This window comes from Candidatus Ruminimicrobium bovinum (assembly GCF_902760015.1).
Lineage (GTDB): Bacteria > Elusimicrobiota > Endomicrobiia > Endomicrobiales > Endomicrobiaceae > Ruminimicrobium > Ruminimicrobium bovinum.
On record NZ_CACWEU010000022.1, the window covers coordinates 1 to 5152 of the forward strand.

The following is a 5152-nucleotide window of genomic DNA, read 5'->3' on the forward strand; positions in this document are numbered from 1 at the left end:
CATTTTAACATAAATTGATGAGAACATCAAAAACACTTGAATAATGGCTGTTTTAGCGATAGCTCTCTAAAAATATTGATTTAAATTTTAAAACAAGATTAGTTTAAATGCTGAATCATTTAGAGGAAGCACACAGTAAAAATAGCTGAAGACTTTGAAGACTGCATAATAATAATCGATAGAATTAAATTCCCCACCGGTTGTTGACAGTGAAGTTTATAGTATACGATTAACTTATGATGTTAAAAAAGAATTTGATAAAGCCAAAGGGGATTTAACAAGTAATCATTTTCTAAAAACATTATTGGAGTTATATAATAAAGAATTTTAACCCCATGAATTTTGGATCCAATTTCAGAAGATGTTATTTCTTGGCTAAAAATCTTCTTGACTAATAAAAAGAATATATATTGTTATTAATTACAAAAAAAATAACGGAGAATATAATAAAACAAATAATTATAAATAATTAAAAAAAGATATCAATTAATAAGCTTGAAAAAGTTTTTTAAAAACCTGTAATTAGATGAAGAAATAGACTTTTAAAAAACTGAATCAAAGCGAATAGTACGAGGAACAAAGTATTATAAAAACTTTGCTTATAATATAATTTGTATTTCATTATATTTATATATAAGCTTATTTTTATAATATTTTCTTTGTTTGATTCTAATCGTTTAATGCTTTGATTCTAGTTTTTTAACGTTTTTTTCCTCCATTACAGGGTTTAAAAAAAACTTTTCTAAAATAAAATACAAATGGAGGTTAAAAAATGAAAAATAATAATAATGCTGAAAGAAAGGAAAGAAAAACTATTGATGACGATTTAGAATTTACTGATGAAGACATAGACGCCCTTTTAGCAGATTTAGAGGCAACAGAGCCTAAAATAAGCGTCCAGTACAAACGATTAACTGAACAATTACCAGACTTGGAGGAACATATACAACAAGGTAAAATAAATGTAGTACCATTAACAAGATGGGATAAATACCCATTAATTACCAACTGGAATAAAAAAGTATACCCACTTACAGAGGAACTTAAATACAAAACCAAAAATGGTAAAGAGTATACACAAGTTGGTTTAAAATATCATAGAGGTAATTATGGTGTAATTATTGGTTATGGTAACAAACGAAATGGTTATAGTATTGCATGTATAGATATTGATGGATACAAAACCAGTGAAGACAATCCAGACTTAAACATTAAAAAAGAAACTCAAAAGCTAATATATGGGGATTTAAAAGATTTACCTAACTGTATAATAGTACAAACACAATCTGGAGGATACCATATATATTACTGGAATAAGAAAACCCAGCCAGATACCAGTACAACAAGTCACAGCTTATATTTCCCAAAGGACTTTAAAATTAAAGAATTAGCTGGTAAATGTTTAAATGATAGTATAGAGGTATTCACAAACCAAGACAAAAAACAAACTGTATTAGCAGGTAGTAAAACCAGAACTGGAGAATATCAAGTAATTAGTGAGTTAAATAAGTTGGCTGGTATGGATATTGTAGAGGACTTAAACCAGCTAATAATAGATACATTAGTAAGTAAAGGTTATACTTACAAACCAACTATAGCAGACGAACCCACACAAGTTACTTATAATAAAAATAATGATACTGATAAATCCAAATCCCATGGTAATTTAAAAAGTTTATCTCAAGAGGAAATAAAAAAAGTAATTGAATTAGTTACTCCAATATTTCCAATAATAGATGGTGCAAAACATAATGGGGCTTTATATTTAGGAGGTTATTTTAGTTATCATATTAGTAAAGACAGTTCCAGCCAAATAGCCGAAGGTATTGTAAAAAAAATTGGCGGTATATTTGATAACAGCCAAGATTTTATTAAAACGGTACTGAAAAATTATGACAGACAAGAAAATAAGGCTGGTTTACCCAAGCTTTGTGAACTCATACAACAAAGAGATAATAATTTTAATATGAATGTTTTTTCTGATGAATTAGATAATATTTGTAATAAACAATTCAGAAAAGAAAAGATAACAACAATTACTATTAATGAAAATGAAGTTTCTGTTTATTTAATGGGTGAGAATCATAATAAATGGTTAAAATATGAAGGCTTACTTGAAGGAATTGACTTAACAATAGATTTTAATAAAAAAATTGGTTCTTTCAGATATAGTAAAACAGGAAAAGAAGTAGATTCTTTTAAATTCAAGTTCAAAAATAATTTTTTTGAAATAGTGAAAATTAAAGAACTGGAGGAATATTTAGAATCTGAAGGAATAAAACTCCCAAAATTCTTTGAAAGAGATATTAGGGCAAGTTTAAACAATTTAGATAAAAGAATATTCAAAACTACACATGTTAAGGAATTTGAAGAAGCTACTAACGAAATTGAAGAAAATAAAGATACTGTTAATGATATTATATTTGGAAATATATTTTCTGATGATAATTCCTATTACTTACAAAGTAAAAAAGGAATTGAAAAGATTACAGAAAGCAAAAATAAGAAGGGACATATGGAAACTAAAACTGTTTCTGTAGCTAATGTTATTATTAAAAAAGTAGAAATAATATTAGATTCATTAGGCATATTAGAACCAGTTTATAATGTAACCTATAACAATCTAACATTTAAAAAAGAAATAACAGCTGAATATTTAACTAATAATGAATTAGTAACTGAATTCAAAAAAGCCAAAGTTTTTTATAATGCAAGAAAAGACTTTATCGATGAAATACTAAACTATTTCATTATTGACGGTACTAAAAACGAACGAATAACCACTAAAACAGAAGCATATCTTAAAGGCTTTTATATAGTGAATGGAAAAGTAGTAGAAAATTCTAAACTACAAAATCTTAAAGAATATACTACTAAAGATGTAGCTGAAGCTATAAAGTTACTTAATGAAATCATGACTGCTCGGACGGCTGAAGGAAAAGCCAATGATTCAACAGTTTATAGATTTATGTTATGGAGTCCTTTCAGCTATTGTTTAAAACAGATAGGTTATAAAACAGGAATCTATTCTTTAATTCTGATAGGTAAAACAAAAGGAAATAAATCAGGAGCTATAAGTTTAGGAAGATTATTCTATTTAATAACTGATGAAGAGAATTCAGGAGCTACAGTTAGAGTTTTAGGTTCAAAATTAGAGGAAGACAGTTTCTGTAAGTCTTTTGATGAATGTTATAATTTATTAAATCAACCTGAAACTCCTGATGTAATGAAAAAAGCAACACAAGACAAAACAACAAGAATAACTAAAAACAGAGCAGATAATAAGAAAAGTGATGTTTTCAACGCTTTTGCTTTACCTGTATTCCTGTTAAATGAAAGAATGGAGTTTAAAGACTATATAAGAGAACGATACAAGATAAGAGATTATACTTCTAAAAGTTATGTTACTAAAGAAGATAGAAAAAAATTTGATGAAACATACATACCAGCCGACACAGAAGGAACAGTATTAAGAAAATTAGCATTAATAGGAAATGAATATAAGAAAAAAATCATACCATTAATTGAATCTAAAGATAAAAGATTATTCAACCCTGAAAAATTAACTATAGATTTATTACATGAAATAGCTGACGACACCTCTAAAGCTATAGGTGAAAAAGTTGAGTTCCTCCCTGAAATGTATGAAATAACAGAAGATTCAAGTAATTATGATTATGATATAAGTAAAGAAGTAATAAAATTATTAAATACTGAATTTAAAAAGAAAAACAAAGTAATTAATAATGAATATACTCCAAGACACTTTATAGAATCAGTTAAAAATAATGATTTTGATTTCATAACTTATAACAGATATTGTAAAGAAGGTTCTGACAAACATTTTCTTATTAACTTTGCACGTTTAACTAAATTTGTTAATAATAATGTTGAGGAAACTGTTGAAATAGGGTCTATATTAGATTATTTAGGTTTAACTGATATTTTAAAAGAGAAAATGGGAAAGGAAGATTATAACGAAAGTTATGAAAAGTATATTACAAAACAAAATAAGATTAAAGTTGAAGGTTCTAAAAACCCTAAAAACATTAGAGGCTTTTATTTATCAATTAACGAATTAATTAATAATCTGTTTAGTTTTAATTTAGATTTAACTAAAGATAAAAAAGTCGATGAAAAAACCAAAACAAATAAGGGTGAATTAGTTGAAAATAAGTAAAAGTAGCAAGGTAGCAAATGAAATTTTATTTTGCTACCTTTTTGCTACCGCCCTAAAAAAGCTCCTTTTCCCATATTACTCCATATTATTATTTATTTATACTATTTATTATTATTATTATTTTATGGTAGCAAGGTAGAATATATTTACTTTATATTAAGAAAATTTTTTTTTTGAAAATTTTTTTTTGAAAATTTTTTTTTTGAAAAAAAATGTGTGTGTAAAAATTCTACCTGCTACCTTTATTTTTTGGGTAAAAAAATTGTTTAATCTACCGAAGTTCCATGCTTCTTTTAAGCTATAAACGATTTTACGGCTGGTAGCAAAAAGGTAGCAAATACAAATTTATTTTGCTACCTTTGTTACTTTACCTTCTTTTAATCTAATTCTTGCTACTTTTAGGTTATTGAATAAAAAAACTTTAAATTAGTTTAAAATTAATTAACCAGAACAACCACAGTAAGTAATAATATAATAATGCAAAAATAATAGAAAAACGGCAGGGAAAACAAGAAAAATGCAAGGAAAATATATAATATTTTTTTTAGTCTGGGGGGGATTATGTGAAAATTATATATTTTCAAAGGTAAAAAATGACTCTCCAAGACTCTCCCAGAATTGCAAATTTATATAACAACATACACACAAAAATTAAATTATTTAGTATAATAAAAAAAGAGGGTAATATATTATAATTAATGAAATAGTTTTTAAAATACGATTAAAAGAGTATCAATTGCTAATTATTTTCTATATTCATGAATTAAGGATAAATAATACTTTTATTATACAAAATTTTATACTCACAAAATAAACACATACTTATAACAATTTAGGAGAACCTAAAAAATACTTGAAACATAAAATAAACACTATTTCACAAATAGAAAAAAGAAAAGAACAAAATACAAACCCCAATTACTCCTAAAAACACATACACTAATAGAATTTAAGGAAAATAAACAAGGAAAA

At 25.7% G+C, this 5152-nt stretch carries 1 protein-coding gene; it reads left to right on the plus strand.

Going from position 1 to position 5152, the window contains the following annotated elements:
- Positions 1–772: 772 nt before the first annotated feature.
- Positions 773–4180, plus strand: coding sequence for a bifunctional DNA primase/polymerase (locus ACMUOV_RS00615; protein ID WP_413852772.1), 3408 nt, complete (start codon positions 773–775; stop codon positions 4178–4180).
- Positions 4181–5152: the final 972 nt, after the last annotated feature.